We start from the raw sequence: 23,623 nt of genomic DNA, 5'->3' as shown, positions 1-23,623 counted from the left end.
CTAATTTAAAGCATTTGCAAGTAGTGGAATTAATTTAATACCGATTAGTACAATTCCTCCACCAGCCATAAGCTGCTTAATACCTTGAGATTTAGCACCAGGGTTATCATTACCATAACCTTCCATTAAGTTAATAACTCCCCATGCTCCTAAACCTGCACCAATTGCAGTTACAAGTGTCTTTAAAACTCCAACTCCAGCTGTAAAAAATTCCATATTATTCCTCCTCGTTTTCTTTCTTATTTTCTATTTTGTTTAGTGATTTAACTATAAAATTTTTGTAGACCTTATCTCCTTTTTTGTTTTCTTTGAAATATCCAAAGACATGGATTAGATCTCCTTTTTCAAATTCTTTTACAATTTCTACCTTTTCTCCATATACTGAGCAATTTGTATATTCTTTGCCTTTTCCATATTTTTTGACAAGAGCAAAATTTGTTACTTGAACATTTTCTCCATCTTTTTCAAATTCTGAAAATTCAGCTTCCTTAACTAAATTTGCGTTAATATTTATCATTTCTCTATCCATTAATTTTTTCTCCTTAGTTTATAAATTTCAATTAAAAAAGCGACTGAACTTATATTTCAATCGCTAAACGTCTTATTTATTAAATTGTTTTAAGTGGGACTTCTTATCCTTACCATCTTAACCTCCTAATTTTGAGTATAAAAAAAGACGATAGAGTTTTTAATTTCTATCGCCTATTAATACCTTATTTCTAGTCTTCTAAAATCGATACTTCAAGGTCTATCGCTTTAAATGTAACAGTTATTCCTACTTCTTCTTTTACTGTTTTTTCGAATAGCTCAGCTATATCATATGGTGACATATCGTAAATATCTTCATACCATTCATTACTTTCATCGTACATTGTCTCGCATATTGCTTCAATATAATTTTTCTTATCCATAGTGAGTTCTGTATCACTTTCTAGAATAAACTGCTCACCATTTATATTTAATATAATTAAAGATGTTTTTCTATTTTTACACATTTTGCTTTCTCCATAAAATCAAATGTTTAACCTATTTATTTTATAACTTGATTTTAACTTTACCTTATCTCTATTTGTTAGATACTCTTCAACATCAAACAAGTTTTTCTTATCATAATCTTCCAATAACTTATAATTCTTATGCTTTGTAATATCAAATTTATCTGATAAGAAAGGTCTTACTCCTCTTAGCTGGTATATACACTTACCGCCATCCATTACAGTTATTTCATCTTGGCTCATAAGTTCCTTGCCAGTCTTTTGATAATTTAGACCAAAAGATTTCTGGTTTGATCTTGTTTCTGATGTGTTATATAGGTCTATGGTTTCTTTTCCTAGGGTTTCTGATAATTCTTTTACTGTTGTTTTTTCTTTTCCTCCTAAAAAGAGTGTAGAGTCGCAGTTACCAACTATTGTATCTGCATGGTCTTTGTAAATTGCTTTTAATTGAGATTGTGCTTGCAGTATTATACTTGCTGATATTTCTCTTGAACGAATTGTTGCAATCAATTTTTCAAATTTAGGAATTAATCCTATATTGGCAAACTCATCAAGTAGACACCTAACATGAACTGGAAGTCTTCCACCATACACATCATCTGCCTTATCACATAGTAGATTAAATAATTGGGAATACATTATTGATACTACAAAGTTAAAGGTATCATCAGTATCTGATATTATTACGAACAAAGCAGTTTTCCTATCTCCAATTTTATCAAGCTCTAATTCGTCTTCACTCATTAGTTCTCTAAGCTCTCTTATATCAAAAGGTGCAAGTCTTGCTCCACAAGATATTAGAATTGACTTAGCAGTTTTTCCTGTAACAACTTGTCAAGGACTTTCTAATCATTTTTATGGGTTTTTTTATCTTTTTCTTGCTCCATTTCCCTAAGCATTATCCTTTTCAATTTATCTTGCATGGTTTCAGTCACATTTTCATTAAAATGGACTACAACCTCGTAAGTTGCCTTTCCTATCTTCTTTATGGTCTTTGTTCCAGTATTTTGTTCATTTCTATTTTCGTGCATATTATTTTCCTCCTATTAGTTGCAATTAAAAAAGACGATAGAGTTTTATTTCTACCGCCTTTCACAAGTTTTATAGCTATTCACTGAATAACGCTTTACCATTTACATATTAAATTTTCAAATCCTTATTGTTCAGCATTCCGCCAAACATCGTATGATACATATCCTTGGAAGATTCCTCTATCTTTGTAATACTTGATATTTTATTTCCTGCATCTTTTGATGATGCTCCGCAAAGATAAAAGGCTTCATTTTCTGTTCCATAGTCAATAGCAATATACCTATCGTGATATTTTTCCCCTGCGACTTTCATCTTAAGATTGATATTAGGGTAATCTTTTCTAAAATCGTTAAGGATATTTTTTGTAAGCATATCCTTGTTCTTCACATTGTCGCTAAAGACTATAATTTCAACATTGTCTTTTGCAGCCCTTAATAATTCTAAGGTTTTCAAGCCTATATAGTTATCTATTACATAAATGCTTTTCTTTGCAGACTTATATATTTTTGTATAAGCAACATCTGCTTCAATCTTATCTCCATTCATTAAAAGGAAATGCTTGTAAGTGTCTGGATCTATAAAATTATCCATCACCTTTTTCAAATCTTCTTTTGTAGCCATTTGCGACTTTATTTCAGCTATATCCTTTGTATTTTGATTTGTCTGTACTGCTATTTGAACTAATTCTTTTGAACCGATAAAATCTTGGTTTTCAATGATAAAATCTTTCATTTGCTTAAATGTTCTAACTAAAGCTCTGCTTTGCTTAACAGCAAGTTCACCTCTTAATACAGTCATCAGCATATAAATACCTTGTTCTGTAAAGGCATAAGGATTGTATTTAATATTACTTCCTCTACCAGTCCCTCTGTTCAAGGTGAAATTTTTGCACCTTGAAAGTTCTACCATTTCTTCGTCCGTTAATTGGAACATGAAGTCTTCACCTTCAAATTTTTCTGCGTTGTTTTTCACCTGTCTATTAAAGTTTTTTGTTTCATAACCATATATTTCAGCTAAATCTGCATCAAGCATTACTTTTTGCCCACGAATAAGATATATTTTTTCTTGTATAGTTTTATCATCTACAATAACTATCTCTTTATTTTCTTCTGCCATGAAATGCACCTCCAACATTATCTAAATTCTTTTCCAATTCGCCACGCACTGCGTAGCTTTTTGAATAAGTCTTATATTCTTTTATATTTTTCTACTCCGCCTTCAGCTTTTCCGATGTGTTCCACATTTTTTACAAGTCCCTTATTTACATTTTCATAAAACCATCTGCCAATCAATGCCGGCGGTGTTGCGATTAACTCTCTCAAAACAAATTCTTTGCCCTTCGGTAAAGAGCTAATTTTGTTTAATAAGGTAGTATATAGGTCAGCATAGCTTGTATTTTCTTGTAAACTGCTACACTTACAATATTCAGTAACGCTTGGGAAACCTCCCTCTATTGCTTTTTTAGTTAAAATTTCAAGTTCTTCATCGGTTACAGTAAATTGAATTCGCATTTATATATCCTCTCCTTATAACTGAGTTTATTACCATATCACTATCATTTTATCATAAATACGATATTTTTTTCATACTGCAATTTTAAGCCCTATTTTACACTTAGCTATAGTCTGATACCTATTTTATCATTAACGCTCTAAAAACACCTTTCCACCGTCTTATACGAGGTCTACAAGTGTTCCCCCTTGTCATAATCTTCAAAGGTATATACTTTTGATTTATGGCTTTCTTTTAATTTACCTTTATCTTGCTCATACCAATGAACTAAGGTCGCATAATGATCTTTATAGTTTCTTCCCGTGCTTTGCATATAGGTTGACAGCTTCTCTATCATTTCTTCCCTATGACCTTGCATTTTATCCTTTAACTTCCCATATTCTTCATCGGTTAAGGAAACATTTTTATATTCTCCATAAAGGGAGGGGGATATTTTTTCTATCTCCCCCTCTTTCTCTAACTCTATATCTATCTCTTTATCTATCTCTATATCTCCGTTGCAGTTTTGTTGCAAAAGGTTGCAAGGTGTTGCACTGGTGTTGCATTGCAACGCTTTTTGTCCTCTCGATTTTCTTGAACGCCTTGTAGAAGCTGTTTCTGAACCTATAAGACTTGGGATTTCTGTTAAAAAATACTCGTCATTTTCTGTGATTATCTCCATCAATCCTTGTGCTACAAGATAATTTACTGTAACCATTACATCATCTTCCGTTTCATCAATCGTTAATGCAAGCTCCTTGATAAAGTCTGTTTCTACTCCGTCATAATACAGCTTCCCACTATCTTTTAAGCTAAGTAAAAGCAATTTGAGGTAAATGATTGTATAGGTATCTCCTCCTGATATTTTTCTTAGCCTTTTGATTCTCTTATCTGTAAAAAAATCTTCTTTCAATTTTAACCAATAGTATCTTCTGTTGTCTGCCATTTTTATCTTTCCTCCCCTTTATTTTTATAATTTTCTTTAGCCTTTTCCTTGGCTTTTTGTTTGTACTGCCTCTTTATTTCCTCTTGCTCTTGGAATTTTTTCAGTTGTGCAATTACGCTTGGTTTATCTCCTCTCTTAATTGCCTTGTCTATCTCTATGGATAAATCTATTCCATACTCATCATTGACAATCTTTACTGCATATTTGATATGGTCTATCTGCTTAAATTCATCTTGTACTTTAGCTTTATCTTCGCTTAAGTCTTGTATCTCTTTTTCAAGGCTTGATATTTCTTTTTGCCAATCACTTAATTTTATGGCTGATGTCCCGGTAAATTTTTCTATAATCTTTCTTGCTCTTTGGTACTTATCTATTTCCTTTTTATGAGAATTGTAAAAGCTGTCTTTGAATATGGTTTTGCTTTTGTATTCCTGATAGACTTCTTTATTTTCTTTGATAGAGTCTATGCAACTTACACATTGATTTAGGTCTTTTATTCTTTGTGTTTTATCTTGAATATCACCACTTATTTTTTTACTTTGCTTTGCCAGTTCAAAGACTTTTTCTTGTAGGTCTGCTATGGTTTGAAGATGATTATCTTTCAAATAGTAGATTGCTTTTACAAATCTCTTTAGGTCTGCATTTCCCTTTTTTATCTGTCCATAGTAGGATAGATTTTTTGTTTTTTCTCCCTGTATTTCGTTGTAGATAGAAATATACTCATAGAGGTTAAAGAGTTCTGCTTTGTTCTCCAGTTCATCTTTTTTGGTCTGTTTATACTCATCGTATTTTGCTTGCAGATTTCCAAGTAAAGAGTCTATCCAAAAAGTGATTTCTTTTATCTTGTTCTTAATGGCTTTTACTAAGGAGTTATGCTTTTTAATTTCTCTATTGATATTTCCCTTATCCGTTTCAATGCCTTTTCTTTCTAAGGCACTTGCACTTGCTCCCATATGAATGGTTGGAATTTCTTCTATCCCTTGTCTTTTGTAGGAACGATGATCCACTCTCTTTTCCTGATGATTTTTTTCTAAATACTGATTACAAAGACTTGCAAAATTCTCTCTCCATTTCTCTGCGTTTCCTTTATTGTTCCAGTCTGTCAGCTCTACTTTTCTTGTTTTGTAGTTACCGCTTTTTAATTTTATCTTTTCTCCGTTTTCATCAAGAACATATTCTTTTTTGCTTTTTGCCTGCCACTCTCCTTTTTCATTGATTGGTCTAAGAGTAGTCATAATATGGGCATGGATATTATTATTTTCTTCATCACTTTCATCATGGATTGCAAGGTCTGCTATCATTCCTTTTGATACAAAATGTTCTTGTATGAAGTCGGTAATGAGTTTCTTGTTTTCTTCAAAGGATAATTCTTTTGGTAGAGCAATGATAAAATTTCTTGCAAGCTGTGCATTGCTTGCTTTCTCATTTAGTTCAACGCTGTTCCATAATGTAGTTCTATCTTTTAATGCTATGGGAACATTCTCCGGCAAGAAGATTTCTGAATGTAAAAGTCCCTTTTTATTATGGTAATCGTGAACTTCTCCGTCCCATTCATTTTTGATTTTCTCACAAGAGATATATGCTGCACTTGCAACTGCCGATTTACTTTTTCCTCTGCTTATCATAGAAATATTAAAGTGAAATGTTTCTGCCACTTTTAAGCTCCTTTCATTTTTTGTTTGTTTTCAGGTAAAGGAAAAAGCAGACAGGTTATTTTTTGTATCTTTTCCTATCTACTTTATCCGTATGTTTTTATTAAGTTTTGGATTTTTAAAGACTTGCTAAAATCCCTTAGTTTTTCTAAGGGCGCAATTATACACCCTAAAGGGTGCTTTGCGTTCTGCGAAGCTTTTTGCCCTTGCAGGGAGCTTCTGAAAAAACTAAGGTCTTTTATTTTATCTACTCTATGTCTGTTTCATCTTCCATATCTTTCCCATTTATCATTTCTTCATAGGCTTGTCTGTATTCTTCTGTGTGAGTAGAGATATTTAACAGTTTTTCTATCTCCTCATTGGTAAATATTAGAGGATTTTTAATGACCCTTTCTACTATCAATCCCCTTTGTATGAGCCTGTGATTTCTTCTTTTTCGTTCCTTTTCATTTGCCAGTTTTTCTAATTTTTTGCCTTGATTTTGTAATTGTTTCAGCTTTACATCGCACTTTTCTCTTTCTTCCTGAAGTTCAGAAATTTGTTCCTGTACTTCCTGTAATGTTTTTTCTTTCTTCATTTTTAATTCCTCCGTTTTGGTATCTGCTTGTTTCCATAAAGAAAGGTTAAGCACCTTTTTTGACACTTAACCTTTCCAAGTTTTTAGATTTTATCTTCTAAAATCTTTCTCAGTTTTTCTAAAATCCTATCCCTCCTCCCACTGATTGCTTGATGTGTAACTTTCTCTCTTCTGCTGATTGACCTTAGACTTTCTTCTTTGTAGAAGATGGCTTCCATTAGTTCTCGTTCTTCTTTTGTAAGAGTATTTAATGCTTTATGAAGTTCTTCAATTCGCATTTTTACTTCTACAATTTTTTCTAAGTCTATCTTTTCATCTATGATGTTATCTACAAAGTGTCCATCATGATCCAGTGCCGAAAATGGTATTACATTATGCTTCCAATCTTTTCTTTGGAGATACTTTTCATGCTCTGTTATCTTCCAATAGGCTTTGTAGACTTCTTCACTTACAGGTACGGCTTTGCCTTTTACATAAAGGTAATATTCTTTCTTTGCCACTTAGTCATCCTCCTTTTTAAGTTCTCTGTTTTGGTTTTGAGAATAAAAAAGGAGGACTTCTACACTTTGGCGTAAAAAGTCCTCTCGGCTTAAAAACTAATGTTTTATATAATTTTCTATTTGGTCGTTTCTGGTAAAGTATTATTGCTATGTGTAAGCAATTCCAAGAATAAAAAAGGATAATTATATCGTTCTGTGAAAACCGAAACTATAAGTTTTGACATAATTATCCCTCCATTATTTTCCCTCCTAAGTAAATTTATTATTAAATCACTCCTGCTTTTTCAAAATGCTTTTTGAGTATCTTTGTTGCAACGAATGCTCCTATGCAAGCAAGAACAAATGTTATCAAGGCAAAGCCTACTGCCCATGAAACTTTGAAATAAGATAATGCTTCATTTATTTGTGCTTCACTCATTTTCCATTTTGATGCTCTTTCCACAAAAGAAGCTGTTCCGAATAAAATCACAGGAATTACTGTCCCTAAAAAATCCGCTAATGCAAATATCCCATATCCAATAATCATTCGTCCCTTGCTCTCATAATTTCCTATAATCAAATCACATATAATTCCACCGATTACAGCAAAGACTGCATGAGGCAAATGTCCTCCTGACAATGCAATTAAACCAAGAAGCGTTCCTGATATTGTAAATACGCCCTTCTTTTTAACTTTCAAAGCCATAAGGATATAAACGGTAGCAGCTACCATAAAGCTAACTCCTGAAGCAATAAATCCTCCAATCACTGTTGTTGCCATAGCAAATGCAACCGCCATGTATATGACAATTCCAATTGCATTAAAGATTCCGATTGTAATAAAATCACGACCATTTAATTTGTTTTTCATAAAAGTCCTCCTAATAAATTTTCTGTATTACTATCACAAGAGCAATCATCAAAGCTCCTAATAGTCCAATCAACAAATCCGTTGTTCTAAACCTCAATTTTGTTAATGTAACCCTGTTCTCATCACTATCAAGTCCTCTAATGAGTGCTGAAGCTGACAGTTCATCTGAAATCTTAATCATTCTCATTAAAAGCGGAACAAGCGTATATTCAATATATTTAATTGGATGTAGCAAGGGAAAAAATCTACTTGTTACGATTCCTCGAATCTTCATATTCTCTTTTAATGCCTTGAGTTCTATTTTTATAGTTGGTACAAACCTAAGCAAAACACTAAAAGGTATACCAATGCTTCTTGGTACTTTCATTCTATTTAATGCTTCAAGCATTTCACTTACACTTGTAGTCTTTGTTATATATCCACCAAACATAGCAATTAAGGTCATCCTTGATGCAAAGTAAATAAACATATATATTGCAAATACGATACTTGCTTCACAAAACTTTCCAAGCCATAACTCTATGCAGTATAAAATCACAAAAAACAAAATAAAGCGTAATGCTCTTTTCCACATACTGCTGTATACATACAGAAAAAAGGCAAAGAGAATCAGTCCGAAAAGTAGAATTGTATCGCTTATAAAAAAGCTCGTAAATCCAACAATTGGAAGTAGAGTAAGTTTTATTCTCGGATCGACTGTTTTTCTATCCATCAAGTTATCTACCTCCTCTCATCTTGTCCAATATGAGAATTTTATTACTTTCACTCATATTCAAAACACTTTCTATTTTTCCATCTCCCATTACCCAGAGCTTACTCACTGTGTTCGCTAAAAACTCAAAATCATGACTTATCACCAAAACTGTTGTTCCATTTTTTAATTGTTCTTCAATTAATTTTGCCACTGAAAGCATTGAGTCTTTATCACAACCTGATGTTGGTTCATCATAGATAAAAACTTTTGCCTGTTTCATCATTCCACAAGCTATTGTGAGTCTTTGTTTTTCTCCTCTTGATAAAGCAAACGGATGCTTATCAATGTATTTATCTAAGCCAAGTACATTCAAAATAGACTTTGCCTTTTGAGTATTTTCTTTTTTATCTTTACTTGAAATACCAAGCAGCATTTCATCAAGTACACTTTCCGAAAACAACTGATAGTCTGAATCTTGAAAGACAAAATATGACATATCCATTAAATCTTTATGATTAAGCGAATTATCTTTCCCCGTCCATATCTTCCCCTCTTTTATCTTCTCAAGTCCTGAAATCACTCTTGCAAAGGTAGTTTTTCCGGTACCATTTAAGCCGATAAGACCAATGGCTATTCCGCACTCCATATTGAAATCAAGATGATTTAAGATGTATTGATTTTGCTTATTTCCAACCTTAGTTGCACTTGGGTAACAAAATTTCAAGCCTTTCCCACTGATACTTTCATCATTTAATTGATATAAATCTTTCTTCTCACTTATCCTGTATTCTTTTAATTCAAGAGTTCTTAGTCCATTATCATCCCAAAACTTCCCTTCAAGATGGATAACTTCTTCCCGACTCAAGTCCTGTGCAATCTCTCCATCTTTAACCAAAAGAAAACGGTCAAATAAAGATTTTACATAGTACAAACGATGTTCAATTAGAACAACAGTTGTTCCCTTTTTCTTTAATTTTTCCAAAATTAAAAATAGGTCAAATGTTGCTTTCATATCCAAATTTGCTGAAGGCTCATCTAAAATTAAAACTTTCGGATTCATTGCATAGATGCTTGCAATAGCTATCTTTTGTTTCTGCCCGCTTGATAATTCAAAAACAGATTTTCCTTTCAGTTCCTCAATATCCAGCTCTGCATATACTTCTTCTACTCTCTGTTTGATTTCATATCTTGATTTGCAGATAGTTTGAAGCCCAAAAGCTATTTCTTCATCTGTCGTTGTCGTGAAAAATTGACTTCTTGGATCTTGAAATACAGTACCTACAATACGCCCTATTTCATGAAGCGATAATTTGCTTATATCTTTTCCGGACGCAAAGGCTTCCCCTTTCATTTTGCCTTTGTAATAATGTGGAATAAGACCATTCATCACACTTCCAAGAGTACTTTTACCACTTCCACTTTTCCCTGAAATTAAAACAAATTCACCTTTTCTAATTTCAAGATTGACATTTTTTAAAGCAGTTCGTCCATCTTCCCATTCATAATAAACATTTTTTAGCAAAATCATGGTTATACCTCATACTGAGCTTTCCATAATTTTGTGTAGTAACCATTTTTTGCAAGAAGTTCACCATGCTTTCCTTTTTCAAGTAAATTTCCTTTTTGAAATACGAGAATTTGGTCAGCTTTTTGAATTGTTTTTAAATGATGAGCCACTACAAGTACAGTTCTATTCTTTGCAAGTTCTGTAATAGCATCCTGTATCAAAGATTCATTTACAGGATCAACATTACTTGTCATTTCATCAAGAATTAAAATCGGTGCATCTTTTAGAAAAGCTCTTGCAATAGATATTCTTTGTCTTTGTCCACCTGATAAAATTCCTCCATTTTCGCCAATATCAGTTTCATAACCTTTTGGTAAACTCATAATGAAATCATGTATTCTTGCTTTCTTTGCAGCTTCAATGATTTCCTCTTTTGTAGCTCCTTTTTTACCTACTCTGATATTTTCTTCAATCGTGTTATCAAACAATTGAACATTCTGCATGACAATGCTAATACGGTCTAAAAGCTCATCATAAGGAATATCCCTTATATCAATTCCTCCGAGTGTAATTTTTCCTTTATGCACATCATAAAATCTTAGAAGTAAGTTGGTTATAGTGGTCTTTCCACTACCTGATTCTCCAACTAAGGCTGTCATTGTTTTTTCAGCAATAGAAAAGCTCAATTTTTCCATTTTAAATTCATCTTTTTCATAGGAAAATCCAATGTTATCAAAAGCTATATCATTATCTTTCGGAACAATTCCATTCACTTTATCCGGGATTACATCTGCATATAAAATTCTTGAAAGTCTTTCGTAACTATCTACCGCCGAAACATAGTTCATATAGTGTTGTTCCATAGAAGCGAACGGCTTATAAAACTCTTTTGAAATTACCGCAAAGATAATAAAATTAAGCACATCGAGATTTCCCTTTATAACAAGTATTGCTCCTGCAATTAAAAGAACTAAATATCCAATATCCAGTAAAAAACCAAATATAGATAACTGTTTTGCCTTGAATCTTGAAGCTGCTTTACTTGTTTCTCCGAACTTTTTCGTTTTGTTCATAAGCTCATTATCTAAGCTCTTATTGTTTGAAAAACTCTTTAGTACAGGTATTCCTCTAACATATTCAACAAATAAGCTAACCATATCAAGAAGTGCTGAGTTGTTCTGATTTTCTATTTTTTCAGATTGCTTAATTGTCAGATATAGAAAGATAAGTGCAATCGGAACAGATACAGCCATAATAATAGCAAGTTTGAAATCAATACTTGCAAGACCAACAAATACGACTGCACCTATCAAAAAATCACCAAACATTCTTGACCACATGTGTCCTACAACAAGGGACATATTATCAACATCTTTGTGTAAAATTGTATTGATCTCGCCCAGTCTTTCGTTGGTATAAAATCCTAAGCTGAATTTTTTTAATTTGATAATCATGCGTTCTCTGATTTGCTGAACAATATCAAAACCTGCACTATGCTTTTTCATATCTGCAACCATATTACAAATACCTTTGAACACTACAAGTAATCCAATCGCAATAAAATATTTATATAGACTTGCTAAGCTCGTTCCATCGAATATTTGGAACAGTATAGAAAATACGATCACAATCATAGCTATGGAGCTTAGTCCATAAAGGGCAAAGAATACACTCGATATAATCAAATCTCTCTTGCCAGTTTTTGTAAGTAGTTTTAACATTTCTCTAAACATTTTCTGTTACCACCTCTTTCAAATTCCATCTATCTACCTTGTTCTGTGCTTCAACCATATCCTTATAAAAATCACATCTTTTCATCAGCTCTTCATGGCTTCCTGCATCAAGAACAACACCCTTATCCATAACAATAATTTGGTCTGAATCTCTAATCGTATTTAGATGATGAGCAATTGTAATGATGGTTTTATCCTTGCTTAAATCGTCAATTGCTTCGCCGATAAGTCTTTCATTTTCACTATCAACAGCCGCCATTGCTTCATCTAATATTAAAATCGGTGCATTTTTCAGTATCATTCTTGCTATAGAGATTCTTTGTTTTTCTCCACCGGATAACTTAACTCCCATTTCACCTACTCGTGTTTCATATCCATTTGGCAATGCTGAAATAAAATCATGGCATCTTGCTTTTTTAGCAGCTTCTATGACTTCTTCTTTTGTTGCATTTAGTTTTCCAATTGCTATATTTTCAAAAATACTTAAGTCAAAAAGGATAACTTCTTGTTGCACACTACCAATCAGCATTGAGATATTTTCTTGACTATATTCTTTTATATCTTTTCCATTTATCAGTATTTGTCCTTCATCTGCATCCCAAAATCCCATAAGCAAATTAGATACCGTACTCTTTCCACAACCGCTTGCTCCTACAAAGGCGTTCAAACTATTTTTCTTAAAATTCAAATTGATATTTTTAAGCTCAAAGCTATCTTTTCCGTATGCAAAATTCACATCTTTAAATTCTATGTTTCCAAATTCTAAACCTTGTTCTGTCTTTTTGTTTGGAAGTGGAACTGTTAATACTTTCCCTATCGCCTTTAACGCTTCCTTAAACACAATAGAAAAATGTTGCAATGTAGCTGTCTTACTTATAGAAGCAGTAAAAGCAGACGATAAAATAATGGCAAGGATAAAATTAGGCGTTGTAATATTTCCATGATAAAGAAATATGCTTCCCAAAATCATGACAATAACCACTCCAATTTCCATAAATATGTCAATGAGTCCCATTGGAATTGTAACCATCCCCATGCTCTTTTTAACCCAGTAAATATATTCTCTTGCCGTTTTTAATGTTCTTTCACTAATTTCCTCTTCTTTAGCAAAAGCCTTAATCACAGAAATATTTTTTACATATTCCATTAGCTCTTCTCTCATTCTGTTTTCATGATTGAAGTAAATCGCAAAGTTTTTATCCATTGTTTTCTGTGAAAGAACTTTTACCAAATACATGAGTGGAACTCCGGCAATCATCCCAAGAGCAAGACGCCAATCCACAAAAATCATAGCTACAAAAATAATGGTAGGCAGAAGTGTAACTGCCATTATTTCAGGAAGACCATGGGCAAGGTATACTTCCACTTGCTCTACATCATGTTGAACAATGTTGGTAAGCTCTCCTGTATTATGTTCTTTAAAGAATCCCAAACTTAGTTTTTTCAGATGACCGATAATATCTAACCTAAGTTCTGTTAATTTTTCGTATGCTTTCTCATGGGCAACCTTTGTTGCAAAATAATAAAACACTCCTTTTAATACAAACGATATAAAGATTCCCAAGAATATATACTTTAAATTACCTTCGTTAATATTGTTTGTGATTAAAGAACTAATCAAATATACAAGTAAGATTTGTGGTATCAAATCAAATACTATTTTTAAAGCAAGAAGTGAATTGGATAAACTATTTTTCCCAATCACTTTTTTCCTTAATTCTTTTTCCGGCATGAACAACTCTCCTTTCAAAATTGAATAATATTGAATTTTAATTCAGTATTAAGGTTTAAAGTAAGACTTTGCTGATTACGCAAAGTCTATTTTATCCGATCACTATATTTTTTTAAATTACTGTATCAGCAAATCAAAAATTATAGCACAATCTTTTTCCATTTTCTAATCTTAGTTCTAAACGTTCCAAAAGGGGCAACCGTATTAACATGAATAAACTTATAAACTTCCCATGTCGCTGTTTTAGTAGCTTCATCAGCCCATTTTCTCATATGCGGTTGAAATAATTCTTCTTCACTTAGTGTATCAATCATTGTATAGATAGATATAATATTTTCTTTCAATCGTTTCTTTAATTCTTCTATCGATAAATGAGCATAAGTATCGGTAAACCACTGATATAATTCTCCAAGTTGATTCCATTTAAACATATCCGACGGTGTCTTTACTTCAAAACCGTTTTTCTCATCTTTTTCCCATTTCAAAACTAATGTTGTCCATCCGAGTTGATAAGCAAGATTTTCTGCTGGTGTTCTGTCAACTTCAGGGACTCTCTTATCTTTGAGAGATTCAGGAATAATATCAAATTCAGAAATATACTTTTCAAAACTTTTATTTATCTCAGATTTCAGTTCTTCTTTATCTTTATATATCTTCAAAATATCTCCTCCAAAAATTTAAATTTATCGCATTTAAATATCAAATCAACTTACAATGATTCCACTCCCTTGTAATAACACTTTGCAATAAGTTTTAGCATATCTTTTGCCCACTTTTCACTTTGATAATGCCTTGCTATTTCAAGAAGTCCCTCTGTAAAGTTACTGGCTAAAATATGGGCAAGCATTGGATCATATTCCTGTTTCGATTGTCTTTTTAAACTTACTTCAATATGAACCTGCATTTGCGATATGAGTTTTTGTTTTGCTTCTGTATGCTTTGTACCTGAGCTTTTATCCATTAAAATAATTAACTTCTTACGATCTTTTAAAAGTTCATGAATATAATTTTCTCCAACTTCATCAAACCTTTCAGAAGCAGAACCTTTTTCCAAAGATTCTTCCTCATTAAAAGCTGACTCGAAGTTTATATAAACAGAACTTACTACTGCATCAAACAAAACTGCCTTATTTTTGAAATAGGTATAAATTAGTGCCACAGGAATATCTGCTTCTTTTGCAATTTCTGTTAATTTGGCACCTCTATAATCCTTTTTATAAAATACTTTTTCTGCTGCTTCGAGTATTCTATTTCTAACTTCTTCTTTTAATACTTGTGCCATAGCACACCTCTTTCTATTCCAATACTGAATCTACATTTAATAATAAATTAAAATTCAATATTTGTCAAGATAGATTTAAATATTTGTTTTTATATACTCACTCACCGGTATCCCCACTCTTTTCAAAACCTTTATTTTCTCCTGTTTCTTCTGTTCTCTTCTTGCCTTATATTTATCTTCATACTCTTTCTGTTTTCCACTCGCTTTACGCTTTAGGTAATTTTGATGTAGCTTGTCTTTTCTTTCTTCGATTTTTCTTTCTTCTTCCTCAAGTTTTTGTTTTTTTTCTTCGCTTAACTCCGCCTGTGGTAGTTCGTAATTACCTATGAAATTAAAGTAAATTTCTATCTTTTGCTTTGATGTCTGACTTCCTTTTCTATCTCTTTCATGTACGATAATCTTTTCTACAAACTCATTTATCATTGTAGTTGTAAGTTCATCAAAGTTTTCATAACGACTGATAAGAGATATAAATTTTCTTGCTCTGTCTGTTTCTTTTTCATATCTTGATACCTGCTGCTCTAAATCTTTGATCTCTTTGCTTAAAGTTATCTGCTCTGTTTCATATTGATTGTTTAGTATCTCATATCTGCTATTTGGTATTTTGTTAAGGATCATATCTTCGTAAATTCTGCACATAAGTCGTTCGAGTTCCCTAAGTCTGTTTTGGCTTTCCGTTAATCTTACCTTTTTCTTTTCTATCTCTATTTTTTCTTTTTCTTCCATTTCATTTTGAATGGAACAGATAAAGGCTTCATTATCTTCATCAAGGTATTTTTTAATATCTTTTAGTGTGTCTTGTATTAAATTTAAGACTACTTCCGCTTTTATTCTGTGTGCTGATGGACAAAGCATGCCACAAGGTGTTTTAGTATAGGCACTGCAAGTGTAATAGGGTATATTTTTGTAATTGCTTGTTCTATGAACATACATTTTACTTCCACAATCTGCACAATACATCAGTCCTGTGAGTGGGTGATATTCTCCCCAACCGTCAGGATACCTTTTTACATTTCCTCTTATCCTTTGCACATTGTCAAAGGTTTCTTGATCTATAATTGGCTCGTGTGTATTTTCAAAAATAAGCCAGTTATCCTCGGATACATATTTGCTTTTCTTGTCCTTGAAGTGTTTTCTTGTTTTGAAATTGACTGTATGTCCCAAGTATTCCTGTTTCTTTAAAATGCTTGCTATGGTTGAGCTGCACCAACGATAGGGATGTTCAAAGTTTTTGCTTTGATATAGTCCATAGCCTAATTTCTGTTGATGATAGGCTGGTATATCTACTTTTTCACTCTCCAATATCTTTGCTATTCGATACGGACCATTTCCTTGCATGGTCAGGTTAAATATTCGCCTTACTATCTCTGCTGCTTTTTCATCTACTATCCACTTGTTTTTATCTTTTTCATCTTTGATATAGCCATAAGGCGGTGTACTTGCAGTATGTTTCCCACTTTCGCCTTTTGACCTGAAAGTCGATTGGATTTTTCTTGATGTATCTCTTGCATACCATTCGTTCATGATATTTCTAAAAGGGGTAAAATCATCTTCTCTGTAAAAACTATCTACATTGTCATTGATAGCGATTAGTCTTACGCCCTTTTGTCTTAGTATCTCCATACATTGACCGACTTTGAGATAATCTCTGCCAAGTCTGCTCATATCTTTTACAATGATACAACCAATATTTCCTTGATTGACTCCGTTCATCATTGCCATAAATCCCGGTCTGTCAAACTGCGTTCCACTGATTCCATCATCTGTAAAGTGAATGATGTTTGACAAATTATTTTTGCTTGCGTATTCTTCCAATATTTTTTTCTGATTGATGATAGAGTTACTCTCTCCTTGCAGTTCATCATCACGACTTAATCTCTCATAGAGTGCTGTTATCTTTTCAAAATTCCTCATTTTTACCCCCTTTCTCTTAATTTTTCAATAAAAAAAGAATTAAGAAGTACATATTTCACTAAAATAGTGATTAAGTGTTCTCCTTAATTCTATTACTCCTGCTGCCAGCTTATATTTCTTATATTGCTTAACTGCAAAATGACTTGGATCTTTCTTTTCAAGAGCTTCAAAGAGCCTATCAATTGGGTTCATATAGGTTTCGTCATCTTCTCTAACTTCACTTGCGTCAATCATATCCAAAAGCGTCTTAAAGTTCTTTTCTTCTTCTGGTGCTTCATAATATATATAACCGATGAGGGCAGTGTAATATAACTTTTCAGCCTTTACCCAGAAATCTTCTCCTGCCTTTTCTCCATCTCCCTTAGTATTTGCAATTATAGTTTGGACAAGCTTTAAAATATCTTTTTCACTTCTCAAATATGCAAAGGGATTGTATTTCATAGACTTTTTGAAGTTTATTGTGTTTAAAATCTTTATGTCATACCCATTTTCATAAAGCATTTTCCCACACTCTAACACAAGTGTCCCCTTAGGGTCTGTTACTACATAGGAAGAGTGCATTTGCATTAGATTTGGCTTTACATAAAATCTTGTCTTACCTGATCCAGAACCACCTATTACTAATACATTTTTATTTCTAGCATATTTAGGGTTTTTAGGTCTTGAGTTCATTGTTAGTCTTTCAGTATTAGTTATTAGAACATTATTTTCAAACTTAGGGTCAATGTATGGAGCAATATCCTTACTTTCTCCCCATCTTGCAGATCCATACTCTTTACCTTGCCTGTATTTCTTTTTGTTTTTACCTTTGCTATAAACAATTAGCTTAACAGTAGCAGCAACTGATATACCTACTAACAAGTCCCTTGAATTAATGCTTGGTATATAGGATAAAGTTCCTATATCAGAAATTCCCACCATTATTCTATCAATAATATCTCCTCCTACATAAGAATTGATGTGCTTGGAAAAGATATTTCCAATGTAGAAAAAGGATAGATAAGGGATGTTTGATAATATAAATTTCTTTGGGTCGTCTATTTTAATTAAGTTTTTAATATCAGAAAGAATGGCTTCTAATACCTTATTCATCGTAGAAACCTTCACTATCTAATAAAATTAGTAGGTAGTGTCTTCCCTTTGGTGTTATAAATGTTTGTATTCCTACAAGTGTATCTATTGGATCAACCCATTCTTTTACTTCAAAATATCCCTTATTCTTATCTGCATAAGGTAAGAGTTTCTTTTTCTTATCTCTATAAATTAATCCTTTATCCATTAAAAAACTTATAAACTGATTTTGTGGTATTCCTAACTCTTTGGCAGTATTTCTAAAGTTTGTAAGTAGGTTATAATCTACTAATTCGTCATAATAGTCTGCCTTTGGTCTTAATTCTTCAATTTCTTCTTCTCTTTCAGCAATAATTCTATTGGCTACAAGAATTGCATCTGCAAGTAACTCTTCATTAGTTTTCTTTTCTTGCCCTACTATATATCCTCCATTTTTTCTAATACTTGGTAAGACTTCTCTAGTTACCCAAGCTTTGAATATTTTTGCTTGTGGTAGTTTTGATGAAAGGATAAGTGAATACAATCCTGATTCGTTAATTATTGAAATATTCTGTATTCCTCCAGGGGTGTTCCATTTCGTTACACCCTTATCTTCTTCATCTACATGGTCATAAACAGCTTTTCTTGGATTGACATATCCTAGCATAGTTGCTACTTCATTTGCTATAAAGAAAAACTCACCGTCTTTTTCTATAACAGTGAGTTTCCCAAAATTCTTATTTTCAAATGTTTTTAAATTACTTATCATAAGCTTTGCTCCTTATGTTTATTCTTAACTTTATCTTTGCTGATGGTGTCTTTAGCCATATCTTTAAACTTATTTATTGTCTTCGTTATTGAATCTTTTCTATCGGCCTTTCTTTCAGAAGCCTTAACTGCTTTTTTAAAGGCGTGTTCCATTACCTTTATATCCTTAGATTGAAAAAACACAGAGTGGTTGCCAGTTTCCTTGTCTTTCATAACAGAAAACTTCACTCCGTGTTTGTTTAAAATTTTCTTTAGTTCTTTTAACTCAGGATCTTTTAGATTAATTTCTTCTAACTGTCCCTTTTTAACCATATCCTTTAGTTTTACTTCTTCTCCATTATTTTTTATTACATTTTTCAAGCCTCCTTGTTCTTCTATTTGCTTGTGTACTTTCTTTAAGGCATCAAGAATTGCTTTACTTGTTGCTTTTGCAAGCCTGACTTCAAGATTAAGACTCGACCTAGATACTTCTTCATTAATCATCTATTCCACCCCCATATAAAAGTAACTCTTTGTATTTTCTTAACTTCTCTTGATGAATTTTTCTTCTAAAATCTTCTCCCGTAACTTTAACTGGTATTGTCATTTCAAGTATTCTTGAATATATCCTCTGATACTCAAGTTCAATATTAGGATTTTGAATAATTTCCAATGATAAGTTTGTAGTAAAAATTGTCGGCCTACCCTTTAAGTATCTTGAGTTTATAATGTTATATACCTGTTCTCTTGCGTAAGATGTGTCCCTTTCAATTCCAAGGTCATCTAATATTAACAAGGGAATATTTGATAGGTTATTGATTATTTCATTTGAATCTAGCTTAAATGCTGATTTTTGTATTTGATTTATAACCTGAGATAAATTCATAATCTTAACTTTAACTTGCTTTCTTCCGATTAATTCATTTGCAATTGCACAAGCAAGGTAAGTTTTCCCACTACCAACATCTCCATAAAATAAAAGTCCAACATTGTCTTTTTTCATTTGCTCAAAATTTTTGGCATAATTATAGGCAACCTTATAGGCTTGACCTTTTTCATTTAGGAATTTCTCAAAAGTATATTGGTGTTGGAGCGGCGATGAAAAACAATCTCTTTTCAATGACGATATTTTCATCAGTCTTTCTCTTTCTTCATTTTCCTTATCTCTCTTTATTTCACATTCACATTTAATTATGGGTATAAACTTTGTAAAGCCAAGGTCAACTAATTCTCCATCTACTCTTTTACCACATACCTTGCAATAGATATGTCCATTTCTTTCAATATCATTTTCTCTTAGTTCAAAATCTTTTAAGCTTTTCATAAACTCTCTCCTATATCGTAATTCATTTTCCTTGTCGTATTATCATTAATGTTTTTTGCCTGATCATTAAGATACCAATTGATTATCGTTGCCTTGTGGTCTTGATACACTCTGTTATTTGCTTTCATATATGACGACAACCTATCAATGTACTCATTAATTCTGCTTCCTAACTCATTTGTTAAGTCCTTGTATTCTTCATCAGTCAAAAATATATTTTTATATATTCCATAAGGCTTTTGCCCTTTACTAAAATCATTCTTTCTTAACTCATTATTACTAATATTGTTATAGTTACCTTCCGATTTTCGGAAATCTTGAAGTCTGTTATTCGGAGTTCTTGAATTCCGATTATCGGAAGTCTGGACTTCTGCTTTTCGGAAATCTGGATTTCTATTATTTGAATCATAGAAAACACTCATAAAATCTTTAACATATATCCTATTTGGTTTTCCAAGTCCTTGTCTTTTCTTTTCTATCAATCCAATTCCTGATTTTGTATCAAGCTCATTTATAATCTTTAAGGCTTTATCATTAGCACAGTTAAATTGCTCTTTAATAGCATCCATTGTGTAGTAAATAAAAACTTTTCCATCTTCATCTATCCAGCCATTTTTATATGAAAGACCCATTCGATTGAGCATATATGAATACAAAACTTTAGCTTCAATAGAAATGCTCTCAAAAATCTTATCTTCCATTAATACCATAGGCAACCTAATGAAGTTATACATTTCAGATTGCCTATTATAAAAATAATCAAAATTCATTCCTACCTCCTTTCTTTGAAATAAAAAAAGACGACAGAATTATTGCTTTCTATCGTCTACGGTTGTCTTATATTTATTTTTCTTCAAATTGATTTTATTGTATAGTTTAATAATTCTAATAATCCAATAACATATATACCTAATTTAGGTAATCCAAATGGACTAAATAAAAATGCTAATATTAGTGCTTCAATTACAATTTGCTTGTCTCCTTGAAAAATGCTAGCTATTCCAATTATAAAAATCAAAGTAGAAACTACGCTTAACAACGCAGTACTCAAACCTAATATGAAGGTTAAAAAAGCTATGAGCAAACTCAACACTAATCTTATCGGTAATAAAATTATTCTAATTATCCATCTCATACATACTCCTAAAAATTAAACTGGGATTCATAACAAACCCCAGTTTCATAATTAGCGTGTCCTTTAATATAATTTTGATCCTGCTGGAATATTATCATCCAGCATTATTAAGTTAAGTTTTTCTTCACCGTCATACTCACAAATTGCAGATATAATCATACCTTCTGAGTCGATTCCCATCATCTTACGAGGAGGAAGATTACAAATTGCAAGTAGTGTCTTTCCAATTAAGCTCTCTGAGCTGTAATATTCCTTAATACCAGATAAAATAACTCTTTCTTTTTCAGAACCATCATCTAATGTAAATTTCAAAAGTTTTTTTGACTTAGGAACTTCTTCGCAGTTCTTAACCTTTACAACTCTAAAATCAGATTTTGAGAAAGTTTCAAAGTCTACCATATCTTCAAATAATGGTTCAACTTTCACTTTTGAAAGGTCAATTTCTTCTGTCGTAAGTTTGTCGTAAGTTTCGTAAGTTTCTTTTGACAAACCCCCATTTTCTGCCTTTTCTAAGCCTATTGGCTTCATTGTTGGGAAAAGTAATACGTCTCTTATTGAACGTTGACCTGTTAATATCATTATTAATCTGTCAATTCCAATTCCAAGTCCACCTGTTGGAGGCATTCCTACTTCAAGAGCATTTACAAAATCGTAATCCATCATGTGAGCTTCATCATCGCCTGCTTCTCTTTTTGCAACTTGGTCTAAAAATCTTTGTTTTTGATCAACTGCATCGTTTAATTCTGAGAAGGCATTTGCAATTTCTGCTCCGTTTACAAAAGCTTCAAACCTATATGTTAGGCTTTCGTCATCATTTTTTCTTTTTGCAAGCGGAGATATTTCTACTGGATAATCAATTACAAATGTAGGTTGAATTAATTTATCTTCAACAAATTCATCAAAAAATTCTGCAATTATTTCGCCTCTTGTTGATTTTACTTCTATATTTTTTTCTTTAGCAATTTTTACTGCATCTTCGTATTCTGTAATTTCGTTAAAATCTACTCCAGAATATTCTTTTACAGCATCAATCATAGAAATTCTCTTCCAAGGAGTTTTTAATTCTATTTCTTTGCCATCAAACTCTACAAGGGTAGTTCCTTTTACTTTGTTTGCTACTTCTTCTACCATTGTTTCTGTAATTTCCATCATATCTTCAAAATCGCCATAGGCTTGATATAATTCCATTGTTGTAAATTCTGGATTATGAGTTGCATCCATGCCTTCGTTTCTAAACATTCTGCCTATTTCATAAACCTTATCGAATCCACCAACAATTAATCTTTTTAAATAAAGCTCTGATGCAATTCTTAAATACATTCCAATATCCAAACTATTGTGGTGGGTTATAAATGGTCTTGCACTTGCTCCACCTGCAATTGTATTTAATATTGGTGTTTCAACTTCCAAAAATCCTCTATTCTCTAAAAATTTTCTAATTTCAGAAATTATTTTACTTCTAAGTACAAAAACATCTTTTACTTCTGGATTTACAATTAAATCTACATATCTTTGTCTGTATCTTATATCAGGATCTTTTAGTCCGTGCCATTTTTCTGGTAAAATTTGCAAAGATTTTGTTAAAAGATCTGCGTGTTCTGTTTCAATAGAAATTTCGCCTTGGTTTGTTTTAAAAACTTTTCCTTCTATTCCAATTATATCTCCAATATCATAGCCTTTTGTTTCTTTGAAATTATCTCCCATGATATTTTTACGATTTACAACTTGAATTTGTCCAAGAGAATCTTGAACATCCATAAAGCTCATATTTCCATGGCCACGTCTTGCCATAATTCTTCCAGCAACTCTTACGATTTTTCCTTCAAATTCTTCAAAATTATCTTTTATATCTTCGGATAAGCTTCTATTTCTATAATTTACAATAGCGTGAGGGTTTTTGCCTTCAGCTTTTAATTTTTCAAGCTTTTCCCTCCTAATTTGAAGCATTTCATTAAGGTCTTGATTATTATTTGCCATATTTACTCCTATCTTATTTCTTTAATAGTATAGTAGCATTTTCCATTTGGTGTAACAACTTCTACTTTATCGCCTTTTTTCTTTCCAAGTAAAGCTTCCCCAACAGGAGATTCGTTTGAAATAAATCCTTCAAGTGGATTTGATTCAGCTGTTCCTACTATTTTATATTCCAAATCTTCATCAAATTCTTCATCGTGAATTAAAACTTTACTTCCTACACTTACTTCATCTTTGTTTGTAGAATCTTCAAAAGTTTTGGCATGTCTTATCATATCTTCAACTTTTGCAATTCTTGATTCGACTTCGCCTTGTTCGTTTTTAGCTTCATCGTAATCAGCATTTTCTGAAAGATCTCCAAAAGATCTTGCTTCTTTAATTTTTTCTGCTATTTCTGGTCTTCTTTTTGTTTTTAAATATTCTAGTTCGTCTTGTAATTTTTGTAGGTATTCTTTTGATAGAATTACTTCTTTTTGTTCTGTCATTTT

General features: G+C 32.1%; 25 protein-coding genes and 2 pseudogenes. All 27 read right to left on the bottom strand.

Going from position 1 to position 23,623, the window contains the following annotated elements; all coding sequences use genetic code 11:
* Window positions 1-216, bottom strand: a complete 216-nt coding sequence (locus HMPREF0078_RS01940) for a Maff2 family mobile element protein (protein WP_000394204.1) — start codon at window positions 214-216, stop codon at window positions 1-3.
* Between the two features lies 1 nt (window position 217).
* The gene (locus tag HMPREF0078_RS01935; protein WP_004838403.1) at window positions 218-529 is read right to left on the bottom strand and encodes a single-stranded DNA-binding protein; all 312 of its coding nucleotides are present in this window, start codon (window positions 527-529) and stop codon (window positions 218-220) included.
* Window positions 530-719: 190 nt separating this feature from the next.
* Window positions 720-995 carry a hypothetical protein gene (locus tag HMPREF0078_RS01930; RefSeq protein ID WP_004838402.1) on the bottom strand — a complete coding sequence of 92 codons (276 nt, stop codon included), beginning with the start codon at window positions 993-995 and terminating at the stop codon, window positions 720-722.
* A gap of 18 nt (window positions 996-1,013) precedes the next feature.
* Window positions 1,014-1,829 (bottom strand): annotated as a pseudogene (locus HMPREF0078_RS01925) (VirD4-like conjugal transfer protein, CD1115 family); the annotation flags it as partial.
* 11 nt (window positions 1,830-1,840) lie between these two features.
* A complete protein-coding gene (locus HMPREF0078_RS01920; RefSeq protein WP_002843609.1) occupies window positions 1,841-2,026 on the bottom strand; it encodes a transposon-encoded TnpW family protein in 186 nt (61 codons plus the stop codon).
* A 109-nt stretch (window positions 2,027-2,135) separates the two neighbouring features.
* The gene (locus HMPREF0078_RS01915) at window positions 2,136-3,143 is read right to left on the bottom strand and encodes an ORF6N domain-containing protein (protein WP_002843613.1); all 1,008 of its coding nucleotides are present in this window, start codon (window positions 3,141-3,143) and stop codon (window positions 2,136-2,138) included.
* A 71-nt stretch (window positions 3,144-3,214) separates the two neighbouring features.
* Window positions 3,215-3,538: a hypothetical protein gene (locus HMPREF0078_RS01910; protein ID WP_004830093.1), complete on the bottom strand. Its 324-nt coding sequence runs from the start codon at window positions 3,536-3,538 to the stop codon at window positions 3,215-3,217.
* Window positions 3,539-3,711: 173 nt separating this feature from the next.
* Window positions 3,712-4,464 carry a phage replisome organizer N-terminal domain-containing protein gene (locus tag HMPREF0078_RS01905; protein ID WP_002843606.1) on the bottom strand — a complete coding sequence of 251 codons (753 nt, stop codon included), beginning with the start codon at window positions 4,462-4,464 and terminating at the stop codon, window positions 3,712-3,714.
* A 2-nt stretch (window positions 4,465-4,466) separates the two neighbouring features.
* A complete protein-coding gene (gene mobQ, locus HMPREF0078_RS01900; protein WP_004838400.1) occupies window positions 4,467-6,119 on the bottom strand; it encodes a MobQ family relaxase in 1,653 nt (550 codons plus the stop codon).
* 244 nt (window positions 6,120-6,363) lie between these two features.
* A complete protein-coding gene (locus HMPREF0078_RS01895; RefSeq protein WP_009346081.1) occupies window positions 6,364-6,693 on the bottom strand; it encodes a DUF3847 domain-containing protein in 330 nt (109 codons plus the stop codon).
* An 83-nt stretch (window positions 6,694-6,776) separates the two neighbouring features.
* Window positions 6,777-7,193: a sigma factor-like helix-turn-helix DNA-binding protein gene (locus HMPREF0078_RS01890; RefSeq protein ID WP_001074477.1), complete on the bottom strand. Its 417-nt coding sequence runs from the start codon at window positions 7,191-7,193 to the stop codon at window positions 6,777-6,779.
* Between the two features lie 265 nt (window positions 7,194-7,458).
* Complete coding sequence (locus HMPREF0078_RS01885; protein WP_000791747.1) at window positions 7,459-8,043, bottom strand: MptD family putative ECF transporter S component; 585 nt, start codon at window positions 8,041-8,043, stop codon at window positions 7,459-7,461.
* 10 nt (window positions 8,044-8,053) lie between these two features.
* Complete coding sequence (locus HMPREF0078_RS01880) at window positions 8,054-8,758, bottom strand: energy-coupling factor transporter transmembrane component T (protein ID WP_025194627.1); 705 nt, start codon at window positions 8,756-8,758, stop codon at window positions 8,054-8,056.
* A 1-nt stretch (window position 8,759) separates the two neighbouring features.
* Complete coding sequence (locus HMPREF0078_RS01875; protein WP_002842626.1) at window positions 8,760-10,265, bottom strand: ABC transporter ATP-binding protein; 1,506 nt, start codon at window positions 10,263-10,265, stop codon at window positions 8,760-8,762.
* 2 nt (window positions 10,266-10,267) lie between these two features.
* Complete coding sequence (locus HMPREF0078_RS01870; RefSeq protein WP_004838399.1) at window positions 10,268-11,977, bottom strand: ABC transporter ATP-binding protein; 1,710 nt, start codon at window positions 11,975-11,977, stop codon at window positions 10,268-10,270.
* Window positions 11,970-13,709 carry an ABC transporter ATP-binding protein gene (locus HMPREF0078_RS01865; protein ID WP_002842637.1) on the bottom strand — a complete coding sequence of 580 codons (1,740 nt, stop codon included), beginning with the start codon at window positions 13,707-13,709 and terminating at the stop codon, window positions 11,970-11,972. Before HMPREF0078_RS01865 ends, HMPREF0078_RS01870 begins: the two co-directional genes overlap by 8 nt.
* A 140-nt stretch (window positions 13,710-13,849) precedes the next feature.
* Complete coding sequence (locus HMPREF0078_RS01860; RefSeq protein ID WP_000708365.1) at window positions 13,850-14,368, bottom strand: ClbS/DfsB family four-helix bundle protein; 519 nt, start codon at window positions 14,366-14,368, stop codon at window positions 13,850-13,852.
* 50 nt (window positions 14,369-14,418) lie between these two features.
* A complete protein-coding gene (locus HMPREF0078_RS01855; RefSeq protein ID WP_000079884.1) occupies window positions 14,419-14,991 on the bottom strand; it encodes a TetR/AcrR family transcriptional regulator in 573 nt (190 codons plus the stop codon).
* Between the two features lie 75 nt (window positions 14,992-15,066).
* On the bottom strand, window positions 15,067-16,905 hold the full coding sequence (locus tag HMPREF0078_RS01850; protein ID WP_001243447.1) for a recombinase family protein: 1,839 nt from the start codon (window positions 16,903-16,905) through the stop codon (window positions 15,067-15,069).
* Between the two features lie 96 nt (window positions 16,906-17,001).
* Window positions 17,002-17,997 (bottom strand): annotated as a pseudogene (locus tag HMPREF0078_RS01845) (type IV secretory system conjugative DNA transfer family protein); the annotation flags it as partial.
* The gene (locus tag HMPREF0078_RS01840) at window positions 17,990-18,724 is read right to left on the bottom strand and encodes a phage antirepressor Ant (protein ID WP_004838397.1); all 735 of its coding nucleotides are present in this window, start codon (window positions 18,722-18,724) and stop codon (window positions 17,990-17,992) included. The pseudogene HMPREF0078_RS01845 and the gene HMPREF0078_RS01840, both read right to left, overlap by 8 nt.
* A complete protein-coding gene (locus tag HMPREF0078_RS01835; RefSeq protein WP_000606600.1) occupies window positions 18,721-19,206 on the bottom strand; it encodes a PcfB family protein in 486 nt (161 codons plus the stop codon). The genes HMPREF0078_RS01840 and HMPREF0078_RS01835 overlap by 4 nt, the downstream gene beginning before the upstream one ends.
* A complete protein-coding gene (locus HMPREF0078_RS01830; protein WP_004838396.1) occupies window positions 19,199-20,026 on the bottom strand; it encodes an ATP-binding protein in 828 nt (275 codons plus the stop codon). The genes HMPREF0078_RS01835 and HMPREF0078_RS01830 overlap by 8 nt, the downstream gene beginning before the upstream one ends.
* Complete coding sequence (locus HMPREF0078_RS01825) at window positions 20,023-20,796, bottom strand: replication initiator protein A (RefSeq protein WP_039920382.1); 774 nt, start codon at window positions 20,794-20,796, stop codon at window positions 20,023-20,025. Before HMPREF0078_RS01825 ends, HMPREF0078_RS01830 begins: the two co-directional genes overlap by 4 nt.
* Before the next feature lie 83 nt (window positions 20,797-20,879).
* Entirely contained in the window at window positions 20,880-21,161 is a 282-nt protein-coding gene (locus HMPREF0078_RS01820) for a CD1845 family protein (RefSeq protein ID WP_004838394.1), read from the bottom strand.
* A 63-nt stretch (window positions 21,162-21,224) separates the two neighbouring features.
* The gene (gene lysS, locus HMPREF0078_RS01815) at window positions 21,225-23,138 is read right to left on the bottom strand and encodes a lysine--tRNA ligase (RefSeq protein WP_004838393.1); all 1,914 of its coding nucleotides are present in this window, start codon (window positions 23,136-23,138) and stop codon (window positions 21,225-21,227) included.
* Between the two features lie 8 nt (window positions 23,139-23,146).
* Window positions 23,147-23,620, bottom strand: a complete 474-nt coding sequence (greA, locus tag HMPREF0078_RS01810) for a transcription elongation factor GreA (protein WP_004838392.1) — start codon at window positions 23,618-23,620, stop codon at window positions 23,147-23,149.
* Window positions 23,621-23,623 lie beyond the last annotated feature (3 nt).

Source organism: Anaerococcus vaginalis ATCC 51170, assembly GCF_000163295.1.
Taxonomy (GTDB): Bacteria; Bacillota; Clostridia; order Tissierellales; family Peptoniphilaceae; genus Anaerococcus; species Anaerococcus vaginalis.
This window is presented reverse-complemented; position numbering and strand designations above follow the sequence as displayed.

Excerpts from the sequence above, each read along its gene's own strand:
- HMPREF0078_RS01940 (WP_000394204.1), bottom strand. The coding sequence starts at position 216 with ATGGAATTTTTTACAGCTGGAGTTGGAGTTTTAAAGACACTTGTAACT.
- HMPREF0078_RS01935 (WP_004838403.1), bottom strand. The coding sequence starts at position 529 with ATGGATAGAGAAATGATAAATATTAACGCAAATTTAGTTAAGGAAGCT.
- HMPREF0078_RS01930 (WP_004838402.1), bottom strand. The coding sequence starts at position 995 with ATGTGTAAAAATAGAAAAACATCTTTAATTATATTAAATATAAATGGT.
- HMPREF0078_RS01920 (WP_002843609.1), bottom strand. The coding sequence starts at position 2,026 with ATGCACGAAAATAGAAATGAACAAAATACTGGAACAAAGACCATAAAG.
- HMPREF0078_RS01915 (WP_002843613.1), bottom strand. The coding sequence starts at position 3,143 with ATGGCAGAAGAAAATAAAGAGATAGTTATTGTAGATGATAAAACTATA.
- HMPREF0078_RS01910 (WP_004830093.1), bottom strand. The coding sequence starts at position 3,538 with ATGCGAATTCAATTTACTGTAACCGATGAAGAACTTGAAATTTTAACT.
- HMPREF0078_RS01905 (WP_002843606.1), bottom strand. The coding sequence starts at position 4,464 with ATGGCAGACAACAGAAGATACTATTGGTTAAAATTGAAAGAAGATTTT.
- HMPREF0078_RS01895 (WP_009346081.1), bottom strand. The coding sequence starts at position 6,693 with ATGAAGAAAGAAAAAACATTACAGGAAGTACAGGAACAAATTTCTGAA.
- HMPREF0078_RS01885 (WP_000791747.1), bottom strand. The coding sequence starts at position 8,043 with ATGAAAAACAAATTAAATGGTCGTGATTTTATTACAATCGGAATCTTT.
- HMPREF0078_RS01875 (WP_002842626.1), bottom strand. The coding sequence starts at position 10,265 with ATGATTTTGCTAAAAAATGTTTATTATGAATGGGAAGATGGACGAACT.
- HMPREF0078_RS01870 (WP_004838399.1), bottom strand. The coding sequence starts at position 11,977 with ATGTTTAGAGAAATGTTAAAACTACTTACAAAAACTGGCAAGAGAGAT.
- HMPREF0078_RS01865 (WP_002842637.1), bottom strand. The coding sequence starts at position 13,709 with ATGCCGGAAAAAGAATTAAGGAAAAAAGTGATTGGGAAAAATAGTTTA.
- HMPREF0078_RS01855 (WP_000079884.1), bottom strand. The coding sequence starts at position 14,991 with ATGGCACAAGTATTAAAAGAAGAAGTTAGAAATAGAATACTCGAAGCA.
- HMPREF0078_RS01850 (WP_001243447.1), bottom strand. The coding sequence starts at position 16,905 with ATGAGGAATTTTGAAAAGATAACAGCACTCTATGAGAGATTAAGTCGT.
- HMPREF0078_RS01840 (WP_004838397.1), bottom strand. The coding sequence starts at position 18,724 with ATGATAAGTAATTTAAAAACATTTGAAAATAAGAATTTTGGGAAACTC.
- HMPREF0078_RS01835 (WP_000606600.1), bottom strand. The coding sequence starts at position 19,206 with ATGATTAATGAAGAAGTATCTAGGTCGAGTCTTAATCTTGAAGTCAGG.
- HMPREF0078_RS01830 (WP_004838396.1), bottom strand. The coding sequence starts at position 20,026 with ATGAAAAGCTTAAAAGATTTTGAACTAAGAGAAAATGATATTGAAAGA.
- HMPREF0078_RS01825 (WP_039920382.1), bottom strand. The coding sequence starts at position 20,796 with ATGAATTTTGATTATTTTTATAATAGGCAATCTGAAATGTATAACTTC.
- HMPREF0078_RS01820 (WP_004838394.1), bottom strand. The coding sequence starts at position 21,161 with ATGAGATGGATAATTAGAATAATTTTATTACCGATAAGATTAGTGTTG.
- lysS (WP_004838393.1), bottom strand. The coding sequence starts at position 23,138 with ATGGCAAATAATAATCAAGACCTTAATGAAATGCTTCAAATTAGGAGG.
- greA (WP_004838392.1), bottom strand. The coding sequence starts at position 23,620 with ATGACAGAACAAAAAGAAGTAATTCTATCAAAAGAATACCTACAAAAA.